Here is a 23,470-nt window from a genome sequence, read left to right as displayed (position 1 = left end):
GCCCTCCTGAGGGGGTGACCTGTTTCAGTACGCAACAGCACCCGGGAAGATTCAGGGTCCGGGGGCCTAGTACCGAATCAGCGCACTCCCCCACAAGAAGCCCGACCCGAACGCCGTGATGGCCAGCAGGTCGCCGCGCTTCAGGAGCCCCTGCTCCAGCGCCTCGTCGAGCGCGATCGGAATCGTCGCGCTGGTGGTGTTGCCGTAGCGCTGGATGTTGTTGTAGACCTGGTCGTCGCGGAGCCCCAGGCGCTTCTGGACCATTTCGGAGATGCGGAGGTTGGCCTGGTGCGGAATCAGGAGCGCCAGCTCCTCGGCACGCTTCCCCCCCTTCTCGAGGACGGCACCGATCGACTCCGGCATCCGCGTCGTGGCATGGCGAAAGACTTCCTTGCCGTCCATGTCGAGGAAGCCCTTCCCCTCGGCAATGTGCTCGGCCTGGTTGCGCGGGTGGTAGATGCTCCCCGGCGTGTCGACCCAGAGCAGCCCCGCGTGTTCGCCTTCCGAATGGAGGTCCCACGCGAGAATCTCCGAGCCGGCGGCCTCGTCGCACGCCTGCACGATCGCGACGCCGGCACCATCGGCGAAGATCACGGACGTGTTGCGGCCCCGGTCGGTCACATCCATCCCGGTGCTCTGCAGCTCCGACCCGACCACCAGCACCGTCTGGTACATCCCGCTCTTGATATAGGCATCGGCGATCGAGAGGCCGTAGACAAAGCCGCTGCACTGGGTGCGGATGTCGAGCGCCGGCACCGTGCCGATGCCGAGTGCCTTCTGGAGGTAGACGCCGTTGCCGGGAGCGAAGTGATCGGAGGTGGAGGTGGCGTAGACGATCGCGTCGATCTCCGAGGCCTCCATCCCCGCCTTGGCGAGGGCGCGCTGGGTCGCGAGGAGCGAGAAGCCGGTGGCCGACTCGCCTTCGACGGCCCAGTGACGCTGCTGGATGCCGGTGCGCTGGCGGATCCATTCGTCCGTGGTGTCCATCAGCTTGCTGAGGTCGTCGTTGGTGACGACGCGCTCGGGGACGGCGCGGCCGGTGGCGACAAGGCGGGTGTTGGGCATCCCCAAATGTAGCGCCGCGTCGCGCGGTGGGGCCTGTAGGGGCGCGTAGGGGCGCAGCATGCTGCGCCCCTACCCCACGGTCCACCGCGCGCCCTACGCGCATCCCGGCGTCCCGTTGATATTGGTGTCATGCACCTCGTCGTCCCCGCCGCCGACCATCTTGCCAGTTACCGCGACGCCCTGGCGCGCGGCTGGTCGCCCGATACTCGGCGGCCGGCGGCTGCCGGTGAGGAGTTGCAGCGGGTCGAGGCCGATCCGGCCCGTTTCCTGAGGGAACAGGACGACATGACCGCCAGCGGGCCACCGATCCATCTGCCTGATGGCACCGCGGTGCCCCGGCTGCCGGGCTACCGCCGCTGGCTCTGGGATGGCGCGTTCGCCGGCGTGATCTCCTTTCGCTGGCAGCCGGGTGGCGAATCGCTGCCGCCCTACTGCCTCGGCCACGTCGGCTATTCGGTGGTCCCTTGGCGCCAGGGGCGCGGCTACGCCACCAAGGCGCTCCGCCACTTCCTCGCCGACCTGCCGCCGCTCGGGCTGCGCTACGTGGAGCTGACCTGCAACACCGACAACGCCGCCTCCCGCCGTGTCATTGAAGTGAACGGCGGCGTGCTGGTGGAACAATTTTCCCCGCCCAACGTCGTGGGTGGCGGCGAGAGCCTGCGGTTCAGGATCGCGCTGTCGCAGTAGTCCGGATCGGCAGGTCGTCTCCTTCCACGAGTTGTCGTGACCTTCCCTCCGTTGCCGTGGCTCCTGGCGATCGCCGTGCTCATGCCGATCGTCGCCTGGCTCTTTCAGCGGCACCACCGCGAGAAATTGCTCGCCCGATTGCGCGCGGCGTGGGGCCGGGTCGGCCCGATCAGCACGCTCGACGACGATGGCGTGGCAGAGGCGTGGCGCGAACTGCGGCACGTGCCGCCCGACGGCGACGAAATCGACGACCGCACCTGGGCCGACCTCGATCTCGATCGCGTCCTCGCGACGCTCGACCGGACGCACACCGGCCTCGGCCGTCAGCGGCTGTATTGGCGCCTGCGCAGTGGTGCGCCGTGGCACGCAACGCCGGCCCTTGAACCGCTCGTGCAGGAGTTCGGCAGCAATGCCGCGCTCCGCGAGGCGGTCGGCAGCCAGCTGAGCGGCGCCGGTCGTCACCTGGGCTACGGACTCTGGGTCCTCACGCGGCCCGAATTGATCGTGGTCCGTTGGTGGTACTGGGCCTTCCCGCTGCTCGCGATCACCATGCTCGGCAGCCTGATCGCGATCGCCTTCGTCCCGAAGATCGTGCTGCTCACGCTGGCTCTGGTCGTGATCAACCTGATCGTGCGCATGGCGACCGCGTGGCAGATGCCGGGGCTGCTTGCACCGATGCGCCAGATCGGACCGATGATCGGGAGTGCCGAGCGCCTGCTGGAGATCGAGGCACTGCGCGACCTGGGGAAGGGTCGGATCGCCACCGACGTGGCGGATCTCCGCCCGCTGAAGCGCATCTCCCGATGGGTGAGCCGCGACGCGGTGGCGAGCGGGGAGATTCTCACCGCGATCTGGGAGTACTTCAACCTCCTCTTCATCCTCGACGCCAACGCCCTCTTTCTCGGGGCGCAGCACCTGCGCCGACTCGGACCCGTGCTCGCGCGCGTGGCGTCGTGGATCGGCGACGTGGACGTGGCCCTCACCGTGGCCTCGCTCCGGGCCGAGCCGCGCGACTGGTGCGTGCCGGTGGTGCGAGCCGGCGCGACGACGGTGACGCGGATGTGGCATCCGCTCATTGCAGAGCCGGTGACCAATGACGTGACGCTGGCGCCCGGGCACGGCGCGATCATCACCGGCGCCAACATGTCGGGGAAAAGCACCTACCTCCGGACCGTCGGCATCGCCGCCGTCCTCTCGCGTGCGCTGAACAGTTGCCCCGCGGACGCGTGGCAGGGCGAGCTGTTCCGGGTGCGGTCATTGATTGGACGCAACGACGACCTCGCAGCCGGGAAGAGCTACTACCAGGTCGAGGCCGATGGGGTGGTGACGATGCTGCAGGATGCGAATGCTCGGCAGGCGACGCTCTTCCTGCTCGATGAACTGCTTCGGGGCACCAACACGATCGAGCGTCTCGCGGCGGGGGAGGCGGTGTTGCGGGCGTTGCTCACGGCGCATGCCGGCGCATCCCCACACGCGGTAATCGTTGCCACCCACGACGGTGAACTGGTGTCGATGCTGGCGGACCGTTACGCACCGTTCCACTTCCGCGAGACAATCGGGCCGGAGGGACTCTCCTTCGACTATCACCGCCACGAAGGGCCCGCGAGCACGCGCACGGCGATCGCACTGTTGGAGGCGACGGGCGCACCGGCGGCGGTGGTGGCCGCAGCGCGGGCACGGGCCGAGGAGTTGGATCGCGGGACCGCGCGTGCGCCGCGCCAGCAGAGTGGGGGGTGAGCGTGCCCACTCGCCATCCTCTGCTGTTGCGGCGTGTCGTGCGCACCCTGCTCGCCTTCGGCTTCATCGCGGCCGGTGTGCTGCACTTCCTCAAGCCTGAGCCGTACCTGGCCATCATGCCGCCCTGGCTACCGGCCCACGCGTTGCTGGTGCAGATCAGCGGAATTGCGGAACTCGCCGGCGGCGTCGGGCTCTTGCTGCCGAGGTGGCGCCGCGCTGCGGGGATCGGGCTGATCGTGATGTTGATCATGATCCTGCCGGCCAACGTGCAGATGCTGTTGAACTATCAGGCGCGCGGTGCCCCATCGCGGGAGATCGTGCTGCTCTGGCTGCGCCTTCCCCTGCAGTTGGTGCTGATCTGGGCGGTGTGGCGGGTGTCGCGCAGCGAGGCCTAGGGTGCGCGACCGTACTGCGACGTAGATTCTGTTGAACATTCCCTCAAACCGGCCGAGCCAACGATGGGACTCTTCTCCTTCTTCTGGGACCTCAGCCAGGAACAGCGGCTCCGCGAGGCGCGCAGCACGGCCGACGGACACGCGGTCGACAATCGCGCAACGCGCTCGGAGCTCGGCGAGGTTCGTGACGCAGCGGAACGCCTGGCCTTGGTCAACCAGGCGCTCTGGGAGATCGTGCAGGAGCGGCTTGGCCTGGATGCTGACGATCTTGAGGCGAAGGTGCGCGAGATTGACGCCCGCGACGGTCGGGTCGATGGCCGGATGACCGCAGGCGTCACGCACTGCCCGACCTGCCAGCGGCCGAATGCCGGGGGGCGGAGTGTGTGCCTCTATTGCGGCGCGGCGCTGCGGTAACCCGGATGCCGACATTGCCCGGATTCACCCCATGAGCGCCCTCCGCAAACTGCGGGCGATCCTCACGATGGGCGTGGTCTCCGGGGTGTTCTGGGGAACGGCCTCGCTGCTTGGCTTCGCGGGCTACCAGTTGCTCAAGCACGGCACCCTGGGCTTCAGCGCTGTCCTTCTCGTACCAACCACGATTATCGGCTTCGTCGGCGGCATTCTCTACGCCACGGCGATTGCGCTGCTGCCGAGGCGTGACGACTCACCGGGACTCAGCCCATGGCGCTCCGCGCTCATCGGCGCGCTCGGCGGCGTCGTGATGATTGGCCTCATTCTGCTCGCGCTCCTGCGCGGCGTGAGTGAGGTCAATGTGCTCGGCGCTATCGTCTTCCCCGTCAGCGTCTTCGCTATCCTCGGGGCCGCGACCGGCTACGCCATTTCTGATACGGCCAAGCGCGGGGCCCTGCCGAAGGGCGACGCAGACTCTGACGATCGACACCTCCCGGCCTGACGCCGTGGTGCCACGCTGTCGAACGACTCCCGCTCACGACCCCACGCGCCAGCTGTACCGCACGATGCTATCCTGGTCGCCCGGTTCGCCATCAGTGCCCCATGCCCTCCCTCGTTCGATGGCGTAGAGCCGCACCGAGGCGGGAAAGGCGACGATGCCGAGGTCGCCGCCACGAGAGTCCAGAAAGCGCCACTGCCGCCGCCCTCCAACGACGCCGAAGAGCTCGATCGCGATCGTCCCATCACGGCCCATCAGCGCGCTGCGAAATGGTGGGTAGTGTGTCGGGAAGGTCGCCTTGCCGTACATCTGGAGCAGTTGCGGCGGAACACCCTTCGCACTCATGAGCGCGGCCCTGGCGCTGTCGATCGCGCGCGACGGGATTGCCACGGGTCGGTAGCGGTACTCTCGATTCAACAGCGAGTCGCCCTTCGTCGCATCCACCACGACGACGCGGTAACGACCTTCGGTGGCGGTACCAGGCCCGGCCGTCACGAGCGCAAATCGGTTCCGGTCCAGCGGCTCGGTGATCGCCGCCCGCGGGCACCACGGGACGACGACCCTCCCATTGCGGTCGCCGGATTCGCACGTGGTCACGTCATTTGGGATCGCGCCCAGGTACTGCGTGAGGCGTCCCTCGCGGCTCTCCCGCAAGAAGAACCGCGAATGGCCCGCAGGCACGTTGAGCCACGCGGGTAAGGTCGCGCCCTCTCGCCAGAAACTCATGGTGAGCAACGAGCGATCGGGCGCGAGGCCGAACAGGAACGGTTGCGTGATCGGGGCCTCAGTGATCGCCTCGCCGCGCGGGCCCAGCAGCGCGATCGGCAACTTCTCCATGCGCACGAGCTTCAGGTCAGGCCCGACGAAGGTGAGGCGTGGCTGGCTGGCCTCGGTCAACCAGAGCGTGTCACCGACCCACCCCGCCCGCGTGCCCTCAATGCGACGGAACTCGCCCGGGCCTTCCCCGTTCCGGCCGAAGGTGCCAAGCGGTCGGCCATCGGGGGCGAAGAAGCGGAAGTTCCGATCCTGCTGCTGGCTCGCCACCATGACGCCTTTGGGCGAGACGAAGAGCCACCAGATCGGCAGCAGGTCGTTCGCTTCGGCGTCGATGCGGAGCTCTTCTCGTGCCTGGATGACGGACTGCGCCGAGACGTAAGGGGCGCGCGCGCCCGCAAGCAGTGCGAGCACCACCAGGAGGAGCGTTGGCCGACTGGTCAGGGAAGGAGGCATCCCTGATGATCGCCCCAGACTCGGAGGCGCGGAAGTGGCGCCCCGCCAGTGCCTCCCCCGCTATAGCTTGCAAGGCGACCTCCCGACGCACCCTCCCCTCCCCGGAGTGCCCATGCGCGCTGCCGCCCTGCTGATCACCACCGCCCTCATCGGTTGCCAGACCGCGCCAGAGCCATCCACGAGCACCGCTTCCGTGCGCGACTCGGCTGGCGTCGAGATCGTCACCAGCACGACGCCCACCTGGCAGGAGGGCGAGGGGTGGCAGGTCGATACCATGCCGATGACGGTGATCGGCGCCGACGAGAGCGACCCGCAGCAACAGTGGAAGTATGTGGAGGGAGCCGCCCGGCTTTCGGATGGCAGCATCGCCGTCGCCGCGGACGGATCGATCCGTCTCTTCGGTGCCGACGGCCGCTTCGTGCGACTGATCAGCCGGACCGGCGAAGGGCCGGGCGAATTTCGCTACCTTGGCGACCTGCTCGCCCTGCCGGGTGACACGATCCGGGCCAACAACAGCTTTGGGTACCAGGTGGCCTGGTACACGCCGAGCGGCCGGCTCATTCGCGAGGAGCGCCTCGACCGCGAGCAGCTCGCGCGATTCGGCCCGTGGTCCGAATGCAGCAACGGCTTCCTCCCGGACGGCTCTCGCTACGGCTGCAAGAAGGACCCGTCGATCCCGCTTTCCGCGACGAATCGCCCAAGCGTCATCGATGCGAGCGGCATGAGTTCCCCCGGGCCCGGGCTGCTCCGCCAGCTGAACCGCGTCTGGCTTGTCACGCCTGCCCGCGACACGGCCTACCCGGTCGGGATCGAGGCGGGGCTCGAGCAATTCGGCGTGACGCTCGAGGCGGGGCGCGAGGCGTTCGTAATGCATCCGTTCCATTCGCGATCGTACTTCGCCAGCGGCGGCACCCCGCAGCGCCTCGCGATCGCGACCAATCCGGAGTATCGCATCGAACTCTGGTCGATGACGGGCAAGCTCGAACGGATCATCGAACGGCCCGGTGCTCGACAGACCCCGCCCCCCGACGAGATCGCGCGGGCACACGAATACATGGCCAGCCAGCTGGACTACATGGACCAGGCGACGCGGGATCGCGTGCTCGCCCAGGTGCCCACGCCGGACTCCCTCGCCGCCGTATCTGGCCTGGCGATGATGCCTTCCGGAGAGTTGCTCGTCCAGCGGGAGGGTCGCCTCCTGTCGCAGCCGGCCACGGTCTGGGATGTCTTCGGCACCGATGGCGGCCTCCTCGGCAACATTCGCATCCCCGGCCACATGCGGCTGCTCGCCGCCGGGTCCGACCACCTGCTGGTGATGCGCCGAACCCCCGACGATGCCTGGTTGGTCGAGGCCTACCGACTGAAGCGGTAATATTGGATGACTCTCCCCTGAGGCCCCGATGACGCTGCAGGAAGCCCTCGACGCGCTCAAGGCGCTCGGCAACGAAAGTGTCCGCGTGCACAATCGGAAGTTCGGCGCCGGCGACAACCAATACGGCGCCAAGCTCGGCGACATCCGCAAACTCGCCGCGCAAATGAAGGCCGACCATCAGTCGGCGATGGACCTCTACGACAGCGGTATCATCGACGCGCAGCTGCTCGCCATCCTGCTGATCAAGCCGAAGAAGCTCTCACTCGATGAGCTCGACCGCATTGTGCGTGCGGCGACTTTCTCGCAGGTGGCCGACTGGGTCAACGCCTACCTGGTGAAGGAGTACCCCGAGAAGGAGGCGCTGCGCGTGAGGTGGATGGCCGACGCCGACCCGTGGGCCGCGCGCGCCGGGTGGGGACTCACCTCCGGCCGCGTCGCTCGGAGTCCGGAAGGAATCGACCTGACCGCACTGCTCGACCGGATCGAGGCCGAGATGCCGACGGCACCCGCGCCGACGCAGTGGACGATGAACAGCTGCCTCGCGAACATCGGCATCCACCATCCCGCGCTGCGGAAGCGCGCCCTCGCCATCGGCGAACGTCTCGGCATCTATCGCGACTATCCGGTCTCGAAGGGGTGCACGTCGCCGTTTGCGCCGGTGTGGATCAATGAGATGGTGAGGCGGCAGGGGTAGGGGCGATGATCGATGATCGATGGTCGATGATCGGTGGAACTGTCATCCTGAGCGGAGCAGCCTGAAGGGCTGCGCAGTCGAAGGACCCTTGACCGGAGTCACCGTGCGCCTCCTTTCGCCTGTCGCGCTCACACTCGCGCTGCTCGCATGCAGCTCGACAGCTGAGCCAGCGATACCCATCGCGAGCATCCGCGACTCGGCTGGCGTCGCAATCGTCACGAGCACCACGGGCGCGTGGCAGGATGGCGAGGCGTGGGAGGTCGACTCCGTCCCGACCACTGTGCTCGGCGCCGACGAAAACGATCCGCAGCAGCAGTGGCGCTCGATCGAAGCGGCCGTGCGATTCGCCGACGGCCGCATCGCCGTGGCGGTCGATGGCTCCATTCGGCTCTTTGGTGCGGATGGCCGCTTCGTGCGGCTGCTCAGCCGCACGGGCGAGGGGCCGGGCGAGTTCCGCCGCGTCGGGGCGCTGCAGCTCGTGGCGGGAGACACGCTGCGCGTTCACGACCCGTGGCTCACGCGTGTGGCCTACTATGCGCCCGACGGACGGTACTCCCGCGAGCAGCCCTTGGCCCTCGATCGGTTCAACGCGCTTGGCCGATGGGTCGAGTGCGTCCCGATGCTCCTCGTCGACGGCTCGCAGCTCGCCTGCCAGGAGGACTCGACCGCGGCCGGGGCATCTGGCACTGAGTCGTCGCCCGACGACGCTCCCGGCACCCACCGACGCCGGATCAGGCGATGGGCGGTCCCGCCCACGCTCGACACCGCCTACCCACTCGGGATGTTCTCGGGGCTCACTAGCCACAACATCGCCGTGGCCCCCGGGCGCACGGTGTCCGTCCTGCACCCCTTCGACCCCTGGCCTCAGATCGCGGGCGGCGGCTCCCCACTCCGCATCGCGCTCTGGGCGAGCCACGATTACCGCATCGAACTGTGGACACCTGCGGGCGTCCTCGAGCGGATCGTCCAGCGCATCGGCGCACGGCGCGCGACGCCGAAGGTGGCGACGCCAGAGGAGCGCGAGTACACTGCCCGCACGATCTTCAACCTCGACGCCGCAACGCGGGAGCGCGTGCTGGACGCCGTGCCACGACCCGATTCGATGCCGGCTCTCGTGGATCTCGAGTTCACGAGCGACGGACACCTCCTTGTGCAGCGAGAGGGATTCCTCGCGATGCAGTCCGCATCGAGCTGGGATGTCTTTGCCCCAGACGGTCGCTTCCTTGGATCGTTCCGGCTGCCTGGCAACGCCCGCATCATCCAGGCCGGCAAAGACTTCCTGCTGGTGCAGCGACGGACCGTCGAGGGCGGCGTCCTGGTTGGGGTCTACCGCGTCACGCGGTAGCCGTCGGGTGGCGCCCCAATTGTCACACCACCGCGACATGTTGATTTGGCATCCAGCACTCACTGCCGAGTCGGTGTTCCAACGGGAGGCGAGATTGAACGACGACACTGCAGATGAGGTCGGAGGCGAATCCCCCCATCTGGGGCGGGAATCGTTCCTGGGTATATGGATCGTCGAAGATGACGAATTCGAGGTATTGCCGAGCGAGGAAGGGGGATTGCTCGCATTTGTCGTCAGCAACGGGATGCCGATCAACCCCGCCTGGGTGATTTCACGGGGGCACTGGGATCGGCCGTCTCCCATTGCCCCATGACCGCCGGCTACTCCGGTACCCCGCTCAGCAAGAAGCTCGGCATCGGCGGAGGGCCCCGCGTGCGCCGCGGCAGTTTCTACCGCGCGAGCCTCCTCCTCCCGATTCTGCTCCCCGGAGTATTCTGGCTCCTGCCGGCGCCACTGGCCGACATTGCGGGTGCCGCAGATCCCAGCGGGATCGTCCTCGGACCACTGCTGGGTTCGCTCGTGCTCGGAGGGATCCCCTACGCCGCTTTCGCTCTGCTCATCCTGATCTGGAGCCGTGGCAAGAGTGGGAGAGAGCTGCGCCGCGTCTCGTGGTGGTCGCCGGTACTCTTCCTCCCGCCGCTCCTGGCCTGGATCGCGTGGCAGATGATGTTCACCGGCCAGTCGCTTGGTGTGGCGGACTGGGACATCGGCTTGATGTATGGTGTGCTCAGCCTGCTCGTTGGCTACTTCTACGTCCTCTGTGTCGCGGGCCTGGCTTGGGCTGCCACGCGACTCGGCTGGCTCGAAGCGATCGAGCCAGCCTGAGCACGAGCTCGCGACGATCCGGACCAACGAGACCGCGCGGCGTCAGGGGTTGCGGGAGCGCGCCCCTCGCTCAGCTCGCGGGGATGAAGCGGGCGCCCGCCTCTTGCGCCACCGAGAGAGCGAAGATCCCCGACGGCTGGAGGATCACCCCTGGGAGCAACGCGCGGACCGCCGTCGCGTAGGCCGCCGCCTCCGACAGCCCAGTCGCGACGTAGCGCGGCACGACGTAGACGCGCAGTGCCACGTCGCACGCCAACACGACCCCACCCTCGGCCGCAAACCGCTCGAGCGTCAGGTCTCGGAACGGTTCCGGAACCTCGGCGCGCGCCGCACGGACGGGATTGACCTTGAGTGGTGCGCCGGCGGCATCGCGGAATCCGTGGCGGGTCGAGGCGTCGAATGCCGCCCAGTAGCTGTCTTGCATCGCCAGCTCGATCCCGTTGTGGCGCAGTACCAGCACGCGGCTCATCCCCGACGGCTTGGTGCCGAACACCTCGGTCATCTGCCTCCCCCAGATGACGGCTCGCAGGACCGGATCGCCCTCGCTCACTTCAGGGGCGTCAAAGACTGCCCGGTGGGCGCCGACGAGTCGCGAGCGCCACGTCATGTCCCACGGGCCGCGCGTCGGCGAGCTCGGCGACGGTCCCGCGGTTGCCGAGAGGGCTTCCGGTAGGTGTCCGCCAAGGAGGGTCGCGGCACCGAGGAGGCCGAGGAAGTCGCGTCGCGGGGTCGTCATGTCAATCTCCAGGTCAGGGTAGGTCATACCTCAATGATGCGGAAGATCGGCCGCACAGGCGACATCCTGCGCGACCCGCCACCCGCATCGCCCCGCGCCGAATCACCCACTCCGCCACCACGATGTTGATCACCCAGCCGAGCCCCATCATCACCGCCCGCGGCCCCTCGGTCGGCTGCCCGACCAGCAGGAACCATGGCAGGTGCGTAAAGACCTGCGTCCCGGCGCCCATCCCGATCGCATAGGCACGGGTCATCCATTCGCCATGCTCGGCGTAGCGCCGCCGCCAGATCGCGTCGAGGCTCAGCACCAGCGACCCCAGCATTGCGACGCCAACGAGGAGGCGCATCGCGTAGAGCGCCACGCCGTCTCCGGCGGGCCAGGGATAGGTGAGTGTCATCCAGAGTCCAGTCACCGCAACGAGCAGGGCGAGGGGGAGCAGGAGCCACCCCGCGGCCCGATGCCAACGCGGCGCGCGGCGCCGCAGTCCCGCCGAGAACTGGAACGCGCCGACCATGCCGAAGGGCACCGCCGCCAGCAGGTGCAACAGCACGGGAAGCGGCATCGCCATGAATCGAGCATTTGCTTCGGTGATCGGTCCGCCGCGCGCGAGGTCAGCCACACGCGCCCCACCCGCCACCGACGGAACCAGCGCCAGCAGGAGGAGCAGCGACGGCACCAACCAGTCGCCTCGGCGCGCGGTGGTGGACGCCGGCTTCACCGACGGGCACCCGCGTTCACGAACGCGGCCTGCGCCGTGGCGGCTGCGGGAGCAAGCAGCAGCACCAGCGCTGCAACCGCCGCAGGCATCGTGAGCCGAGCCACGAGGCGACGGACCAGCGGCGCGACGACGAACACTGTCGGAAATGCGATCGGCCAGGTCCGGAGGCAGCTGTGTCCCCACTGGGCGAGCAAACCAGGATGAATGCCCTGCGTGGTGAACAGGACATAGCCCGAGACGATCGCGACCATCACGGCCGAGAGGAGGGCGCTGAAGAGAACGGGGGCGAAGCGAGTAGGGATGCGCATTGTGTGCTCCTTATGTTGAGTTGTGGTCGTGTTGGTCACGACGCGAAGAGCGCGTGATCGAGCCAGCCCGCGAGGTAGAGCCCGAGGCCGTAGATCGTGTGGGTGATGAGACTCTGCAGTCGGGCCGCGTTGGGGCGCGGCGTCCGTGACGCGGCGATGCCGGCGCCCATGGCTGGCTGCATGATCAGCAGCGGCGCCGCCGTGGTGCCTATGCCGACGAGGAGTGCCGGGCCGAGGGTTGGCCGCTGCAGCCAGGCCGCGCCCCAGATGGCGAGCAGCAGGGCCGCGAAGCTGACGCCGATCAGGTAGTGCGCCGTCCAACCGATGAGGCGCTCGCCGCGGACGGGGGCCGACCGGGCGATGGCGTCGTGACGGAATCGCCCGGAGGCCATCCCGCCGACCCAGCGGCCGAGCAACGCGTAGTCGAGGCGCGCGAAGCCGAAGAGGGGCTGCCGCACGGCGCCCCAGAGGTCCATCCACAGCGTGGCACCGACGCCGATTGGCAATGCATGGATGAGCAGTTCCATCGTTCCTCCCAGGTGACCTTGAACCCTTCGAGCGGACAGGTTACAACTTCAAGTCGACTTGAGGTCAAGGGGGGCGGATGGACATCGGGGAATTGGCGCGGCAGTCGGGCTCGGCGCCGTCGGCACTGCGGTTCTACGAGGAGAGGGGATTGATCCGCTCGAGCGGACGGCACGGCCTGCGCCGCCAGTACGAGCCGGAGGTGCTCGATCAGGTGGCGTTGATCACACTGGGGCGGTCGGCGGGGCTCACGCTCGACGAGATCGGGCAGATGCTGACGGTGGGTGGCCGTGCGAAGGTCGATCGTCAGCTGCTGACGGATCGTGCGGATGCGATCGACGACCAGATCCGCAAGCTGACGACCATCCGCGAGGGACTGCGTCACGCGGCCGCCTGCCAGGCGCCCGATCATCTGGCGTGTCCGAAGTTCCGTCGGTTGATGGGGCTCGCGGTGTGGAAGGCGGCCGTCACGCCGAAGCGTGCGGGGCGATCGCAACCGCCGCCGCCACGCCGCGGTGGCGCCCCGCCCCGGCCCACCTCGTTGTAGCTTGGAAGGAGACTCCCCCAACCGTCGGTTGACCATGACGCTGCAGCATCCATCGGCGCCTGATCTTCCTCGTCTGCTGCTCGCTGCCCTGCTCGTGATGCCCGCCGTGGCACACGCCCAGGGCGGCCCGGCCGGACACGACTTCGTCGCGTGGACCGATTCGGTTGCGTCGGCACCATCCGGCGCGGCACTCGACGCACTGCGCGCCAACACTCAGATCTGGAACGGCGGGCAACGCTCCCTCGCCCGCGGCTGGTGGCAACTCCGGCGCGGCGTCGTGACGGGCAACGCGAACACCGTCGAAGCCGGCATCCGCGTGCTGGTGATCGAACGCACCGCACAGCGAGAGTCGCCGTGGCCGGCGTACTTCCTCGCACGCGGCTTCCATGACCTGAGCGTGCTTCGTGCGCCGATCCGGAGCAATCTGGCGCAGCCCGAGGGCGAATCGAACGTCGCGACCTTCTGGCATCTGCTCGTGCCGCTGATCGACGCCCACCCGGCATTTGCCCCCGCCGCGCGCCTCGCGACCGACGCGCTCCTCGCGCTTGGCGATCGCACGCTTCGCCCCGATGAGCTGACCGTCCTGCGCACCTTGCTGCTGCGCGAGCCGTCGAACGCCGACCTGATGATCGTGGAAGCACGACGACTTCGCGCGACGGGCGCGATGCCGGCCGCACTGGCCCGTTTCGACGCCGCCCGCACCCATGGTGGCGACCGCGGTGTCCTGGGCCTGGAGCGGGCGCGAACGCTTGCGGTCCTCGGTCGAGTCGCGGAAGGCGAAGCGGCGTACTGGGAGGGAATGACGGCACTCACGCCGGCCGGGCGCGAAGCGTATCGCACGGACCTCGCCTGGTTCGTCCACCCCGACACGCTGGCACCCTTCGACCGCGTGCCGACCGACTCGGTCCATGACTGGCTGCAGCGCTTCTGGCTCGAGCGCGATGCGCTCGCGGCCAACCGGCCCGGCGAACGACTGCAAGAGCAGCTCCTGCGGTGGAACGACGCCTTCCGTGACTACCACGTCCCGCTCCCGTGGCGCAGGGCGCAGTTCGGCCGGGTCGAGCACCTCTTCGAGGAGCTCGACCTCTGCCTCAACAACGCCGGTCGCCGACTGCAGGAGGACCTCGCGCGATTGCAGCCAAGCCTGACCGGCGACACGCGCAGTGACGAACCGATCCTCGACCACCGCGGCCTGATCGTGTTGCGGCATGGGCTGCCGGTGCGTCGCGTCCACGGCAGGCCAGCAGCCGATACCGACACGACGATCCAGAAGTTCATCAACCGCCGCGGTGCGAACCTCGCCCCCGCGCTGCGTGCCGAGGTGATGGCGGAGTCGATGCGCTTCAACGAGAGTTGGGTCTATTGGCTGGAAGGACGGTGGCGCACCTTCTCCTTCCGCGGCAGCCAGGCACTCGGCTACCACGCCGCCACCACGCTGATGAGTTACCTCCCGCTCACCGATGCGATCGGTCGGAGTTTCGCGGCCGATTGGCAGCTGCGCGTCGGGCTTTCGGAGGAGTGGGCGCGCGCAGACGCCCGGTTGCGGGAGCGGCCGACGGCGGGGAATCCACGCGCCATCACCTGCGACGACGTCTTCGGCGCCGCGGTACGCCAGCAGCGGGTCGACGCGGAGCTCGGCATCGCCACCGACAGCGATTCGCCGCCGATGTACGACCCCTGGCCGTCGGCGATTGCGGTCTACGGCCTCGGACACGACGCGGCGACGGGGAAGGCGTTGATCGCGCTCGCGATCCCGCGCGACCGGCTCGAGAGCACGCCGGTCGGCGACGGGCGGCGTGACCAGCCGGTGCAGATCCGCGTGACGGCGTACGAGCGGAGCAGCGGCCGATTCGTGGCGCTCGACTCGCTGGTCCACTTCCTGAGCCGCGACACCGATTTCTCCGGTAGTTTCGCCAACCAGCTGCTCGAGCTCCCGCTCACGCCGGGGTCCTGGCGCGTCGCCGTCAAGCTGACCCAGGGAATCGATACGACCGGTTCGTACGCGCTCCTGCCGGAGCTCACGATCGGTCCCTCGAGTCGAATGACGATGAGTGATCTCGTGCTGGGTCGGGCCGGGGGCGCCGCGTGGAAGACACCGCACGGCGGCAGCTTCCCGGTCAACACGCTCGGCACCTGGCCGCGGCGCGATGAGGCGGCGGTCTACTACGAAGTGTACGGCGCGCGGACCGGGGACACGCTGCAAAGCCGGATCGAGATCCGCTCACTCGCGCCGGGACGCGGGAGTGATCGCATCTCGGCAGCGTTCCGCGAGGTCGTGGGCGACGGACCGGTCTCGGTGGAGCGTCGCCTCGGCCTGGCAGAACTCCGCGGCGGGCAGTACGAACTGAAGGTGACGATCGAGTCGTCGAGCGGCTCGGTCAGCCGCCAGCAACGGCTGATCGTGACCGTTCCGTGAGGTGACCTGATGCCAGGGTGGCGCCCCACCCTGGACCGCCTCGATGTAGCTTGGGAGGGAATCCTTCAACCGTCGGTCGACCATGACGCTGCAGCATCCGGCCGTTCAGCGGCTCCTCCAGATGGGATTGGTCTATCTGGCAATCCTCGCGTTCTTTGGCGAGCTCCGCTGGGGCTCGAACGCGATGTTTCTCTTCGGGTCGACCTGGATCGGCCAAGCGATCGTGACGGTGTTTCTGAAGCCGCGCGATACGAGTGATGTTCCCCCTCGGTTGCCGGAAACGCGATGAGGCGTGGCGACACGATCGCCCTCGCGCTGCTGTGGTGCGGGCTGCCACTCCTCGGCATCGCCGCCCAGCAGATCGACGTGCGGCCGGCGCCCCCGGAGGGGTGCAAGGGCACACCGACCGCGGACTCCACCATCTACGACGCCGAGGAAGCATCACCCGGTCCCCAGCTTCGGAGCTTTCGGAGGCTGGAAATGCCGACGGCCCTCCGCGAAGCCGGCGGGAAGGGTGGCGTGACGCTCGCCTACGTCGTGAACGCCGATGGCCGGGTCGACAGCAGCAACGTGGTGGTGATGACGGTCAGCGACTCGACGTTGATCGCGCCGGCCCGTGCCGTGGTCGTCGGGTCGCGCTTCTGGCCCGGCTGCCGCGCAGGCATCCCGGTCCGCGTGCAGGTGACCCAGTCGTTCGGCTTCGAGGCGAAGAACTACGACTCGAGGGGATTCCTCATCCGGCCAAAGGGTGGTGGATGAGGCGCAGCGCTTCTTGATGCCGAGCCCACCTCCGGAGGAGCTATCTCTCCCTTCCGATACGCCCTCGTTGCCGCCGGGCTGATCGCCCTCCCCGTCACGGGGCAGCGCGCCCCGACGGTCCGCGACAGCGCCGGGATTCGCATTGTCACCAACGGCACCATCGCAGTGCCGGCGCGGCGCATCGATCCTCGACCGCTTCTCGTGCTCGGTGAGGATGAAGGCACCGTCACCTTTGGCACGGTCGTCGGCGCGATCCGCCTGAGTGATGGCAGCGTGGTGGTGGCCGATGGCAAGGCGAGGGAGTTGCGGCTCTTCGAGGCCGCTGGACGGCTCGTGCGGACGGTGGCCCGGCGCGGTGAGGGCCCTGGCGACCTGGAACGATTCGGTGGACTCCTTCGGCTCCCAGGGGACACCATCCTTCTCTGGGACATTCAGCTGAATCGGCTGACCCGCTTTTCGCGGTCCGGCCTGCTCGTGCGGACGACGCTCGTCGATCGACTTCCGACCGTCCGACATAACAGCATGGTCTCCTCCACCCCTTCGATCATGCTGCTCGGCGCATTCTCCGATGGCACCCTGCTCGGGAGCTACACTGGAATGCGCCTCGATCCACCAACTGCGCTCTACCGTGACACCCTCTCCCTCGCCCGGATCACGCCGCCCAGTGCGGTGTCCACCATCGGCGCGGTGCAGATTGGCGAGGTGTATGTCTTCGAATCATCCGCAACTGGACTCCTCTCGTCGGACATTCGCCCGTTCACCACGGGTGGCAAGGTCGCGGCTGGCACCAGCTCGTTCTGGTTCCACGACGGGCGTCGCTTCGAGCTTCGTGAGTTCACGCCGAGCGGTGCGCTGAAGACGATTGTCCGCCTGGCGCGAACGCCGGCGCCCGTGACGCCGAAGGAGATTGCCGCGCATCGCGCCGACCTGATCGCCTCAGCCAAGGCCGACAAGGATCCCGATCCGGCGATGCGCGCCCGGTCAATTGAGCAAAGCAAGTTGATTGGCAAATGGCTTTCCTTCCCGGCGACCCATCCGGCGTTCACTGGACTGGTCGTCGCGAGCACCGGTGAAGTCTGGGCTCGTGAGCATGGCGATTCGACCAAGGCCCAGCGATGGCATGTCTTCGCGGCGACGGGCGTGCGGATGGCGACGATCGAGCTTCCGGCGGGTGTGGAGCCGCTCGAGATCGGCCGGGACTATGTATTGGCGCGCGTCCGCAACGAGGATGACGTCGAGAGCGTGCGGGTGTATCGGTACCAGCGCTGACGGACGACGGGGACGGGAGGTGTCACCAAACTGTCATCTCCCTGCCACGCCAGCGCCATTTCGTTTCCCGACATTCGGATCGCACTCCTCCTTCCCCACCCTGGGATGACTCATGCGATTTCCGCGCCCCTTCCTCATCGCCGTGCTCACCCTCCCGGCCTGCAGCAGCGAACGCGCCGCTGGCGTGGGCGCCAACGCCATCAGCCCAACAACCGTCACCGTCGACACGGTACCCGTGCTGGTGCTGCCGTCGCTCGGGCCGAACGACTCGGTGAATTTCGGCTCGACCAAGTTCGTCGCGAGGCTGGCCAATGGCGAACTGGCGATCCTCGACGAATCGAGCCGGACCATCCGCGTGTTCGGGGCCGCAGGGGAATCGCTCCGGGAGATCGGGCGCCGAGGGGAGGGCCCTGGCGAGTTCCAGTTCCCGATGTGGCTGGGCGAGTGCCGGCCCGACACTCTGTTCGCTATTGATCCCGCCACGGCCCGCGTTTCGCTCTTCGACAGCCAAGGCCAGTTCGTACGGCAGCACCCCTTCAAGAGCCGCGGCAGCATGATGGCCTGTGATGTGACCGGGCAGATGCTGCGTCTCGACCTCATCGGCAACACCGGGATGCCAACCGAGCAATCGCCACTCTATCAGGGCACCGTCTCTCTGGTCGGCTTTGACACGCCGGACCGCGTGCTCGACACCATTCCACTCTATCGCAATCGCCCGATGGGGCAGCAGGGGTGGATCGCGTCGGCCAACGGCACCGTGTACGTCGGGCGGGGCGACTCCGGCTTCGTCGAGAGCTGGCGGCCCGGTGACAGTACGCGGACTCGCCATCCGCTGGGCACCGCCGGCCGCATCCCAACGGCCGCACAGTACCAGGCCGAGATCGACCGGTGGTTACGCATGCTCAGCCGTCCGGAAGATCGGGTGCGCCCGCGCGAGATCCTGATGCGCATCCCCGCCCCGGCCACGATGCCTGCCTTCCGCGCCATCCTCGCCGATCCGACCGGAGCGGTGTGGGCGGTGACGTCACCGGCGGGTGAACCCGTGACGGTCCTCGAGGGGATCGATTCGCTCGGGCGGCCGTTGCCGCCACTCCGCCTCCCCGGCGACCTGGATGTCCAGGCGGTCGGGCGTGACCACATCGTCGCGATCGCCGAGGATGCGGATGGGGCCCAGCGGATCATCGTGTTCAGGTTGACGCGGAAGGAGTGAAGACCGTTCCATCACACAGCTCCATCGCTTTGCTCGGGATGAGCCTCGGCGACCGAGCACCGTCGTAGATTCCCTGCGATCGTGCTCCCTTTCCTTCACCCCGGGACACCCCGATGGAATTCGCCCTCGATCACGCCGTCGAGATTCTCACCCGGACTCCTGCGACCTTCCGCGCCCTGCTCGGCGGGCTCACCGATCCATGGCTGACGCCGAACGAGGGCCCTGAGACCTTCAGCGCGCTCGACAATCTTGGCCACATGATCCACGCCGAGCGGACCGATTGGATTCCCCGCGCGGAGGTGATCCTCGCGCAAGGCGTCGACCTGCGCTTTCCGCCGTTTGATCGCTTCGGTCACCTGCAGGAACGACGCGACCGAAGCCTCGCCGAGTTGCTCGACGAGTTCGCGCAGCTGCGCAACGCGAGCGTCGTGACATTGCGGGGCTGGAACCTCGGGGCGCATGAACTCGCCCTTGAGGGGGAACATCCGGTCTTCGGTCGCGTCTCGCTTCGGCAGCTCCTCTCGGCGTGGGTGGTCCACGACCTCGGCCACATCGCGCAAACGTCGCGCGTGATGGCCAAGCAGTATCGCGAGGCGGTCGGCCCGTGGCGGGCGTTCCTGCCCGTGCTGGACCGGTAGGACGCCGAAGATGCGCAGGCTGCAGCTCACCCTCTTCGTCCCTGACGACGTCGCCGCCGTCCTGGAGCCGATCCGCCAACGACTCGACCCGGTGCAACAGGGGCTTATCGGTTCGCATGTCACGCTCTGCCGGGAGGATGAACTGGCAGAGTCGCCGCTGGCCGTGCTGCACGGCCTGGCGCAGCGTCCGATGGCGATCACGCTGACCTTTGGCGCGCCCGTCGGCTTCGACTCGCACGGCGTCCTGCTCCCCTGCATCGATGGGGCGACGGAGTTTCACGGCCTTCGCGCGGCCATCCTCGGCTCGACAGCGATCCGGCAGCACGCGGCCCACATAACGCTCGCGCATCCACGCAATCCGCGGGCGCCAGGGAACAGCACCCCGAGCGAGATCTCTCTCGCCACGCCGCTTCGCATCACATTCAACACGATTTCGCTGATCGAGCAGGTCGACGGGGGGCCGTGGGTGGTGCGGGAGGTGGCGGCGTTGGGTGGATTGTCATCCTGAGCGGAGCGACGGCGCAGCCGGCGCGAAGTCGAAGGACCCGTGGGTGTGCGGCGGCAAGCCTTCGACTGCGCCCACTTCGTGGGCTTCGCTCAGGATGACACTCCGGGGAGTGGCGCCCTCCACCTCCCGCCCCTGATGTAGTTTCCACCAACCCCTCCCCACCGGACCTCTATGCCAGCCCAGATCATCCTGCTCGTCGTTGGAGGGATCCTCTTCTATCGGATCGGCGACCACGAGTATGGTGCCGGCTTCGTCACGGCCGGACTCTCCATCCTGCTCGGCATCATCACCTGGCTCGTGCTCGGGTGGGGCGGCTACGGCTATCTGGCGGGTCAGCTCCTGCTCTTTGGCGGACTGACCTGGTACAACATGAAGTACCGCCCGCCGGGGAAGCGGGGGTAGGGCATCATGCTGGGTGGCGCCCCCGGCCCTCAACTTCCGATGTAGCTTCAATGCTTGCCACCCCGCCTGCCCCGGAGATGCCGATGGACCTCCTGCCTTCGATCGCGCTGCTCGACGTGCTCCAGTGGGTTTGCGTCGCCGTCCCGTTCGGGATCGTCGTGACCGCCTCGGAGAAACCGAGGGCCGATCGACGGACCTTGCTCGTCATGGCGGCAAGCGCCGGCGCCTGCATCGTGGTCGGCTGGCCGCTCGCGATGCTGATGGGCGTCGACACAATGCTGGGCTATGCCATCACCCTCTCGGTCGTCGCCTCGATCGCCGGGTACATGATGTCTCACGAACTCCGGCGGAACCCGGAACTCGATTCGCCAGCGACCACGGCGACGTCGGCGATGGTCACCTTTGCTGCCGCTGGGCTCTCCGCCTTCCTGATCGATGATGGGGCCGTCCGCCTCATTGTCCTGGGCGGGGCAGTGTTCGGCACCGGCCTGAGCGTGGGGTATTTCCTGCGCGTTCGCCGCAACGCCAGGGCACAATGATGACCACGTACGACTGGCTGATGCTCATCCCGGGCCTCGGGATCCTGCTCGAAGGGGGCTGGCGCTGGCGTCGCCTGACCGGCACGGCCGCGCGCCTCTCGCTCGCGCGGGCGCTCTGGGGCCTCGGCTTGCTGCTGACGGCCACAAAGCTGTCGACGCTGCTCGGTGTGCCCGAATGGAGCCCCGCATTCTCCGCGTGCGGGTTGACTGCCGCGGTGGCCGGCATGGTGTTGCAGGGCCGAGCGGTGGGATCGTCCTACCGGAGCATCGGGATCATGGCGGGGTCACTCGTCGCGCTGATCGGCGCACTCGCGGTCGGACTCTTCCTCCCGGATTTCCTCGGCGCCGAGTCAATCGCCGCGCGGATCGCAATCTTGCTGATTCCCCTCGCGATCGTCGGAGGCATCACCATCCGCCTGCTCCGCGACGATCCGCTGCTCGGCCTCCCGATCCGCTTCCGCCGCACCACCTCGGAGTCCTGAATGCCGGTCGAGATCAACACTCACAACGGACGGGCCCGGATGAACGCCACGCGCGACGTCGCCAAGGCAGGCATCGGCATGGGCAGCGCCCTCGCCATCACGATTTCGTGGAGCCTGCACCAGTCGATCCTCTGGGCCATCCTGCACGGCTTCTTCGGCTGGGTCTACGTCGTCTACTTCGCGCTCACCCGATGATCCCGGCCGGCCTTGGGCCCGTTGGCCCCGCACTCATCGCGCGCAAGCGACGCCAGCTGATTGCGGCGTTCCGCAGCCACGGTGCCACCTCGCCCACGACCGCCCGCACGCTCGAAGAACTCGGGCTCGGGCATGGGATGCTGGTGCGAATCCAGGAACATCGCCATGTGCTGGTGGACGCCGGCGGCGGGCGATTCTACCTCGACGAAGCACGCGAGGCCGCCGTGTCGAGGACACGACGGCTGATGCTCGGCGCGGTGATGCTGGTGGTGGCCATTGGCGCCATGCTGCTGAGTCAGTGGGGCTGAGCACCACACCGACGGCCGAACAGCTCGCTAGGACTTGAGCTCGTCGTCCGCGGAGTCCCACATCGCATCCACGTCGCGCTCGACGTCTTCCTTCGCTTCGCCGTAATGTTCCTGGATCTTGCCGACCAGCTGCTCCTTCTTGCCGGCGATCACATCGAGGTCGTCGTTGGTCAACTTGCCCCAGCGCTGCTGTACCTTGCCGCGCAGCTGCTTCCAGTTGCCGGCGATGATGTCCTTGTTCATCATGTGCTCCATGTCAGAGGTGTACACGGTGAACGAACGAGGCCGCTGCGCGCGCACAGGCGCATGATGCAACATGTCCATCGTTGGAACAGGAAGGCTGATGTACTCCGCCCTGCCGCGGCCTGATGGCCGCGACTGAACATGCCGATCACTTGGTGAGCCCTCCATGCGCCTGAATCCGTTCGCGTTGATGTTCCCGTTGCTCTGTGCCGCCTGCCTCCCCGCATCACCGAAGGGACCGGCGCCCGTCGAGGGCGTGCCGGTCCAGGTGTTCGCGATCGACATCGTGCCGAACAAGGCCGCAACCCTCTACGTGCGCAACGACAGCCGCGAAGAGTTGACGTTGACCGGCTTCACGCTGGTCGACTGCGTCAACGTGCGGCAGCCTTGTCAGCGCGCGACCCCGAACATCCGGATCCCGATCGGCAAATCGGTTGAGGTGATGCGGGTCGAGGCCGCCAACACCCTGATGCGCTACCGCTATCAGTACACCTTCGATGTGCGCTCGTCGCGTGGCGTCGATGCTGCGGTGGCGAGCGGCAAGCCGATCGTCCCGATGCGCAGCGACGTCCGTGTGAAGCTGCTGTCCGATCCGGAGAAGTTCGTCGCCCGCGTTGCGGTGAATGACAGCGCCTCCGGGCGCTGCCTGCCGCAGCAGCCCGCCTTCACCGGACCTGGCCGGACCCTCTTGATCAAGGAGTTCCCCGGTGCCTCACGCGCCGAGCGGCGCTCGCTCTACGTCGAGCTCGACGCCAACGGGAGCCCGGCACTCTTCAACGACAACCGCGGCGACAACAGCCGCCCTGGCGGGATGGAAGGGTCGGACACGATGCCGCCACGCACCTCCATCTCGATCCAGATCGGGCAGGGGACTGCACTGCTCATCAATGAGGGCGGCGGCAAGAAGCCGGAGCACTTCATGGTCCGATCCGGCAAGTTCATGACGGCGAAGAGCCTGGGCAATCCGCAGGAGATGATCGCCCGCGTGGTCCGGGAATGCACGATGGCCCCGATGACCCCCAAGTAGGAGCCAGCATGGAGATCCGCTTCACCGAGTCCGGCCATCGCGGCACCTTCACGGCACACGACGGCGACGTGATCGCCGGCAAGCTGGTCACCTCGCGGATGAACGCCTCGCACCTGATCATCGAGCACACCGAGGTCGCGCCGAGCCATGCCGGCACCGGCCTCGGCAAGGCGCTGGTGGCGGCCGCCGTCGACTGGGCGCGCGCCAACCACCAGCGCTTCCTGCCGCTCTGCCCCTTCGCGAGGGCGATCTTTGATCGGACGCCCGCCTACAACGACGTCCGGCAGGGGGGATAGGGCCGTCGTACGGGCGCAGCATGCTGCGCCCCTTCGGACGCCGATCCCCCCGTGTGCACGTTTCCCCCCCATACGCATCTC

At 67.8% G+C, this 23,470-nt stretch carries 31 protein-coding genes; 24 read left to right on the top strand and 7 right to left on the bottom strand.

Annotated elements, in window-relative coordinates; all coding sequences use genetic code 11:
* Positions 1 to 66: 66 nt before the first annotated feature.
* Positions 67 to 1,065 (bottom strand): ketoacyl-ACP synthase III, encoded by a 999-nt coding sequence (locus IPG05_00225; protein MBK6493528.1) that lies wholly within the window; start codon positions 1,063 to 1,065, stop codon positions 67 to 69.
* A 129-nt stretch (positions 1,066 to 1,194) separates the two neighbouring features.
* On the opposite strand from IPG05_00225, the gene IPG05_00220 reads away from it, so the two are divergent.
* From IPG05_00220 to IPG05_00200, 5 genes are all read left to right on the top strand, one after another.
* A complete protein-coding gene (locus IPG05_00220; GenBank protein MBK6493527.1) occupies positions 1,195 to 1,752 on the top strand; it encodes a GNAT family N-acetyltransferase in 558 nt (185 codons plus the stop codon).
* 36 nt (positions 1,753 to 1,788) lie between these two features.
* Positions 1,789 to 3,489 (top strand): hypothetical protein, encoded by a 1,701-nt coding sequence (locus IPG05_00215; protein ID MBK6493526.1) that lies wholly within the window; start codon positions 1,789 to 1,791, stop codon positions 3,487 to 3,489.
* Positions 3,490 to 3,515: 26 nt separating this feature from the next.
* Complete coding sequence (locus tag IPG05_00210) at positions 3,516 to 3,884, top strand: DoxX family protein (protein ID MBK6493525.1); 369 nt, start codon at positions 3,516 to 3,518, stop codon at positions 3,882 to 3,884.
* A 63-nt stretch (positions 3,885 to 3,947) separates the two neighbouring features.
* Complete coding sequence (locus IPG05_00205; GenBank protein ID MBK6493524.1) at positions 3,948 to 4,298, top strand: hypothetical protein; 351 nt, start codon at positions 3,948 to 3,950, stop codon at positions 4,296 to 4,298.
* Positions 4,299 to 4,329: 31 nt separating this feature from the next.
* Entirely contained in the window at positions 4,330 to 4,797 is a 468-nt protein-coding gene (locus tag IPG05_00200) for a hypothetical protein (protein MBK6493523.1), read from the top strand.
* A gap of 33 nt (positions 4,798 to 4,830) precedes the next feature.
* Here the strand turns inward: IPG05_00200 and IPG05_00195 are convergent, their stop codons facing one another.
* Positions 4,831 to 6,024, bottom strand: a complete 1,194-nt coding sequence (locus tag IPG05_00195; protein ID MBK6493522.1) for a hypothetical protein — start codon at positions 6,022 to 6,024, stop codon at positions 4,831 to 4,833.
* Between the two features lie 112 nt (positions 6,025 to 6,136).
* Here IPG05_00195 and IPG05_00190 point away from each other — a divergent pair, with 112 nt between their 5' ends.
* The 4 genes from IPG05_00190 to IPG05_00175 all read left to right on the top strand — a co-directional run bounded on the left by IPG05_00190 (position 6,137) and on the right by IPG05_00175 (position 10,260).
* Entirely contained in the window at positions 6,137 to 7,396 is a 1,260-nt protein-coding gene (locus IPG05_00190) for a hypothetical protein (protein ID MBK6493521.1), read from the top strand.
* 28 nt (positions 7,397 to 7,424) lie between these two features.
* The gene (locus tag IPG05_00185; GenBank protein ID MBK6493520.1) at positions 7,425 to 8,090 is read left to right on the top strand and encodes a DNA alkylation repair protein; all 666 of its coding nucleotides are present in this window, start codon (positions 7,425 to 7,427) and stop codon (positions 8,088 to 8,090) included.
* Positions 8,091 to 8,193: 103 nt separating this feature from the next.
* Positions 8,194 to 9,435 carry a hypothetical protein gene (locus IPG05_00180; GenBank protein MBK6493519.1) on the top strand — a complete coding sequence of 414 codons (1,242 nt, stop codon included), beginning with the start codon at positions 8,194 to 8,196 and terminating at the stop codon, positions 9,433 to 9,435.
* A 309-nt stretch (positions 9,436 to 9,744) separates the two neighbouring features.
* Positions 9,745 to 10,260, top strand: coding sequence for a hypothetical protein (locus IPG05_00175; GenBank protein MBK6493518.1), 516 nt, complete (start codon positions 9,745 to 9,747; stop codon positions 10,258 to 10,260).
* Between the two features lie 70 nt (positions 10,261 to 10,330).
* Here IPG05_00175 and IPG05_00170 read toward each other — a convergent pair whose 3' ends face one another.
* From IPG05_00170 to IPG05_00155, 4 genes are read right to left on the bottom strand one after another with little or no spacing between them, the layout of a single operon-like run.
* Complete coding sequence (locus IPG05_00170) at positions 10,331 to 10,996, bottom strand: hypothetical protein (protein ID MBK6493517.1); 666 nt, start codon at positions 10,994 to 10,996, stop codon at positions 10,331 to 10,333.
* A 13-nt stretch (positions 10,997 to 11,009) separates the two neighbouring features.
* Positions 11,010 to 11,717, bottom strand: a complete 708-nt coding sequence (locus IPG05_00165) for a DUF2306 domain-containing protein (GenBank protein ID MBK6493516.1) — start codon at positions 11,715 to 11,717, stop codon at positions 11,010 to 11,012.
* Positions 11,714 to 12,025, bottom strand: a complete 312-nt coding sequence (locus tag IPG05_00160; GenBank protein MBK6493515.1) for a DUF2798 domain-containing protein — start codon at positions 12,023 to 12,025, stop codon at positions 11,714 to 11,716. The genes IPG05_00165 and IPG05_00160 overlap by 4 nt, the downstream gene beginning before the upstream one ends.
* A gap of 35 nt (positions 12,026 to 12,060) precedes the next feature.
* Positions 12,061 to 12,552, bottom strand: a complete 492-nt coding sequence (locus IPG05_00155; GenBank protein MBK6493514.1) for a DUF2938 domain-containing protein — start codon at positions 12,550 to 12,552, stop codon at positions 12,061 to 12,063.
* A gap of 77 nt (positions 12,553 to 12,629) precedes the next feature.
* On the opposite strand from IPG05_00155, the gene IPG05_00150 reads away from it, so the two are divergent.
* The 13 genes from IPG05_00150 to IPG05_00090 all read left to right on the top strand — a co-directional run bounded on the left by IPG05_00150 (position 12,630) and on the right by IPG05_00090 (position 21,823).
* Positions 12,630 to 13,097: a helix-turn-helix domain-containing protein gene (locus tag IPG05_00150; GenBank protein MBK6493513.1), complete on the top strand. Its 468-nt coding sequence runs from the start codon at positions 12,630 to 12,632 to the stop codon at positions 13,095 to 13,097.
* Positions 13,098 to 13,131: 34 nt separating this feature from the next.
* A complete protein-coding gene (locus IPG05_00145) occupies positions 13,132 to 15,513 on the top strand; it encodes a hypothetical protein (GenBank protein MBK6493512.1) in 2,382 nt (793 codons plus the stop codon).
* Between the two features lie 82 nt (positions 15,514 to 15,595).
* Positions 15,596 to 15,802: a hypothetical protein gene (locus IPG05_00140; GenBank protein ID MBK6493511.1), complete on the top strand. Its 207-nt coding sequence runs from the start codon at positions 15,596 to 15,598 to the stop codon at positions 15,800 to 15,802.
* On the top strand, positions 15,799 to 16,272 hold the full coding sequence (locus IPG05_00135) for an energy transducer TonB (protein MBK6493510.1): 474 nt from the start codon (positions 15,799 to 15,801) through the stop codon (positions 16,270 to 16,272). Before IPG05_00140 ends, IPG05_00135 begins: the two co-directional genes overlap by 4 nt.
* 201 nt (positions 16,273 to 16,473) lie before the next feature.
* Positions 16,474 to 17,541, top strand: coding sequence for a hypothetical protein (locus IPG05_00130; protein MBK6493509.1), 1,068 nt, complete (start codon positions 16,474 to 16,476; stop codon positions 17,539 to 17,541).
* A 112-nt stretch (positions 17,542 to 17,653) separates the two neighbouring features.
* Positions 17,654 to 18,751 (top strand): hypothetical protein, encoded by a 1,098-nt coding sequence (locus tag IPG05_00125; protein ID MBK6493508.1) that lies wholly within the window; start codon positions 17,654 to 17,656, stop codon positions 18,749 to 18,751.
* A 113-nt stretch (positions 18,752 to 18,864) separates the two neighbouring features.
* The gene (locus tag IPG05_00120) at positions 18,865 to 19,389 is read left to right on the top strand and encodes a DinB family protein (GenBank protein ID MBK6493507.1); all 525 of its coding nucleotides are present in this window, start codon (positions 18,865 to 18,867) and stop codon (positions 19,387 to 19,389) included.
* Positions 19,390 to 19,399: 10 nt separating this feature from the next.
* Positions 19,400 to 19,897 (top strand): 2'-5' RNA ligase family protein, encoded by a 498-nt coding sequence (locus IPG05_00115; GenBank protein MBK6493506.1) that lies wholly within the window; start codon positions 19,400 to 19,402, stop codon positions 19,895 to 19,897.
* Between the two features lie 171 nt (positions 19,898 to 20,068).
* Positions 20,069 to 20,299: a hypothetical protein gene (locus IPG05_00110; protein MBK6493505.1), complete on the top strand. Its 231-nt coding sequence runs from the start codon at positions 20,069 to 20,071 to the stop codon at positions 20,297 to 20,299.
* Between the two features lie 83 nt (positions 20,300 to 20,382).
* Entirely contained in the window at positions 20,383 to 20,838 is a 456-nt protein-coding gene (locus IPG05_00105) for a hypothetical protein (GenBank protein ID MBK6493504.1), read from the top strand.
* On the top strand, positions 20,838 to 21,320 hold the full coding sequence (locus IPG05_00100; GenBank protein ID MBK6493503.1) for a hypothetical protein: 483 nt from the start codon (positions 20,838 to 20,840) through the stop codon (positions 21,318 to 21,320). Before IPG05_00105 ends, IPG05_00100 begins: the two co-directional genes overlap by 1 nt.
* On the top strand, positions 21,321 to 21,515 hold the full coding sequence (locus IPG05_00095) for a hypothetical protein (protein ID MBK6493502.1): 195 nt from the start codon (positions 21,321 to 21,323) through the stop codon (positions 21,513 to 21,515).
* Positions 21,512 to 21,823 carry a hypothetical protein gene (locus IPG05_00090; protein ID MBK6493501.1) on the top strand — a complete coding sequence of 104 codons (312 nt, stop codon included), beginning with the start codon at positions 21,512 to 21,514 and terminating at the stop codon, positions 21,821 to 21,823. Before IPG05_00095 ends, IPG05_00090 begins: the two co-directional genes overlap by 4 nt.
* A gap of 27 nt (positions 21,824 to 21,850) precedes the next feature.
* Here the strand turns inward: IPG05_00090 and IPG05_00085 are convergent, their stop codons facing one another.
* On the bottom strand, positions 21,851 to 22,066 hold the full coding sequence (locus IPG05_00085; GenBank protein MBK6493500.1) for a CsbD family protein: 216 nt from the start codon (positions 22,064 to 22,066) through the stop codon (positions 21,851 to 21,853).
* Between the two features lie 166 nt (positions 22,067 to 22,232).
* Between IPG05_00085 and IPG05_00080 the strand changes: the two genes are divergently transcribed.
* On the top strand, positions 22,233 to 23,093 hold the full coding sequence (locus IPG05_00080) for a hypothetical protein (GenBank protein MBK6493499.1): 861 nt from the start codon (positions 22,233 to 22,235) through the stop codon (positions 23,091 to 23,093).
* 8 nt (positions 23,094 to 23,101) lie between these two features.
* Complete coding sequence (locus IPG05_00075) at positions 23,102 to 23,389, top strand: N-acetyltransferase (protein ID MBK6493498.1); 288 nt, start codon at positions 23,102 to 23,104, stop codon at positions 23,387 to 23,389.
* Positions 23,390 to 23,470 lie beyond the last annotated feature (81 nt).

The organism is Gemmatimonadota bacterium (genome assembly GCA_016704275.1).
GTDB lineage: Bacteria > Gemmatimonadota > Gemmatimonadetes > Gemmatimonadales > GWC2-71-9 > Palsa-1233.
Note: the sequence above shows the minus strand (reverse complement) of the source record. Positions and strands in the feature narration are given on the sequence as shown.